This is a genomic window from Collinsella tanakaei, assembly GCF_030373545.1.
GTDB classification, from domain to species: domain Bacteria; phylum Actinomycetota; class Coriobacteriia; order Coriobacteriales; family Coriobacteriaceae; genus Collinsella; species Collinsella tanakaei_C.
This window is the reverse complement of sequence record NZ_JAUDCO010000023.1, coordinates 1-2,470: the sequence shown is the minus strand read 5'-3', so window position 1 is coordinate 2,470 and position 2,470 is coordinate 1. Positions and strand designations below refer to the sequence as shown.

Genomic DNA, 2,470 nt, shown 5'->3' with positions numbered 1-2,470 from the left:
GGGTGCCGTTCGACTTGCATGTGTTAGGCGCGCCGCCAGCGTTCATCCTGAGCCAGGATCGAACTCTCCGTCCAATTCAATCGGCCCGCTCGCGCGGGCCGCGTCGGTCGCAGTGCCCGTCCGGCCGGCATGACGCCGATCGGATCCATCCTCGTTCGCGTTCGTCACTCTGGAGTAAATGGAATATCGCGGGGCCTGGCGCTCAAGCCAGACCTCACTCGTCACTTCACTTCTGGTACACGATCGCACCGGGATCGGTGCTCGTCTTCCCTAAGTTCCTCGCAGTATCCGGTTCTCAAGGTGCCCGCCGGCGCGGACCCGGCCGCGCGGCAAGGAGATATATTGCCAGACGCCGGGGCCGGCGGGGGCGGGAATCCCGCGCTCCACGGGGTCTTCACAAAGTGGTTTAACCACATGGGCGACCATTCATCCTCAGAACGCAAAGCCGCAGGTCAGTGGCACCTACATAGCCAAGAGTCCTATATGGATCATTCGATAGGAACATGTCTTTGAGGCCAATCGTCGCGTCAATCAGACGGGTTCGCGCCTCAAATCTCAGCCAGGAAGGCCTCAAGGGTCGTGTATCGAACGAATTCAGGAAGCGACATTTGCCTCACAAGCTTTCGTTGTGAATCAAATGAACACATATAAATAATCGGCCGGCGCCATATCAAGAGGGGCGAATAACGATACGGCGCAATGGCATGCTCTAAGGGGCTCCTTCGCAATCTGCATCATAAGGGGGTGCCGACCGTGCGCACGTATCATGGCTGCATCTATTGCCAAAGCGCTTGAAACAAGTAGTCATAAAAGACGCAAGAGAAATCCCTGGGCCGAAACCCCGGGATATAGGACAAAAAGTGTGCTATTCAGTCTAGCCAGAAGGGGTACGGGTCCCTGTGGTGGAGCTCCTCCCAGACGGCCCGGTCGCCCCACTCCGGGCCGCCGTCCTCGCGCTTCGGTGCCACCGTGTACGTCCTGCAGAGGAGGCCGATGTCGTCGTCGGTCGGCATGGAGCGGAGGATCTCCCTCGCCGGCCTCGGGTTCTCGGTGTGCATGTAGCACCACCAGAACACCGCCTTGACACGGCGCATGAGCGATAGCCCGCGGTGGTTGCGCAGGATGTCCCTGAGCTGCGCGTTGACCCCTCCCTCGATAGGGTTGTCAGTGCGCGGCAGCGGCCCCTCCGCCGTGAGGCCCGGGTCGAGGTAGGTGAAGAGCGTGCCGGCGCTCACGGGCCGCGAGAGCGACGGGCGCGCCTTCCTGAGCCTCTCGTGGGTGAACTGGCGCCTGCCGTCGACGTAGGAGACGCCCTCGAGGAAGTCGGCCCAGAACCCGCACCGCTGCAGGTAGCGCTCGACCCACCAGTCGGCCTGGCGGAGCGTGTCGGGGCGCATGAACTCGACGGACAGCGCGTAGAGCTCCCTGCCCGCCTGCAGTTTCGGGCGCGAGGTGGCGTAGCGCCTCACCTGCGAGAACGCGTGGAAGAGGCACCTCTGCACGCGAGTGCGCGGCCATGCCCGGCGGACGGCCGACGCGAACCCCGTCCCGCCGTCGCACACCACCACGTCCGGCGCCGGTATCGGTGACATCAGCGCCTCCCAGGCCCTCGACGTCTCCGACTGCGCCATGTACCACGAGACAACGCGCTCGCCGTCGTAGGCTATCAGCACGACGAGGCTGCGCGCGAGCCAGATGCCGTCGAGGAACAGGACCCGGTGCACCTCCCCGGTCGGCTCCGGCATGGGCCAGATCGGCCAGAAGTCCGCGGCGAGCCTCCTGAACGTGCGGCCCCGACCCGGCATGTCCGCCTGCGTCGCCTTCGAGAGCAGCCACGCCAGGAACTCCCCGAGCCTGGCGGCGCTGTCGTCGTACGAGACGGTCCCGGACGCCCCGCACGACTCGCAGCGCCATCTCTGCGCGCCCGCCGTAGTCCTACCGTTCCTGCGCATCGCCGCCCCGCAGCACGGGCACTTCACCCTCTTCATCGAGCCCTCCCGTCCGAGAGATTTAACAGCTCGATTTTCGGGCTTTCACCTGCGGGGGAGCCGGTCGGGACAGCACACTTTCTGTCCGGGTGCTAAAAACGGCTGCCCGGATTTAAGCGAATGGAAAACGGCCGCCTGCCTGCGCAGACGGCCGTTTCGATAGCACACTTTTTGTCCTATAAGCCTCAATCGAGGAAGTCTGGAGGCTCCGGAAAAGCGAAGGGCTCGGAAAGGAGGCGTGCCGCCCACCCTATTTATATATAGAATATTTATATATAGAACATCCGGCACGCAATTTAAGGCGAACGCAGCCGTCCACGCGCTAATACACGTTGAGGGCCTGGAGTACATAATCTCCAAGCCCCCATACAAAAGAAAAGGGGCCCCCGAAGGGGCCCCTCCTCGAAACGCCGTCCACCGGTCAGCGGCGCCCTGCTCTCCCACGGGCTTACCCCGCAGTACCATCGGCGCTGGCCGGCTTA

The 2,470-nt window shown here is 63.2% G+C and carries 1 protein-coding gene and 1 rRNA gene; both read right to left on the bottom strand.

Annotated elements, in window-relative coordinates:
* Positions 1 to 74 (bottom strand): 16S ribosomal RNA (locus QUW00_RS09335); the annotation flags it as partial.
* Positions 75 to 869: 795 nt separating this feature from the next.
* A complete protein-coding gene (locus tag QUW00_RS09330) occupies positions 870 to 1,988 on the bottom strand; it encodes an IS1249 family transposase (protein ID WP_289614103.1) in 1,119 nt (372 codons plus the stop codon).
* Positions 1,989 to 2,470: the final 482 nt, after the last annotated feature.

Excerpts from the sequence above, each read along its gene's own strand:
- QUW00_RS09330 (WP_289614103.1), bottom strand. The coding sequence starts at position 1,988 with ATGAAGAGGGTGAAGTGCCCGTGCTGCGGGGCGGCGATGCGCAGGAAC.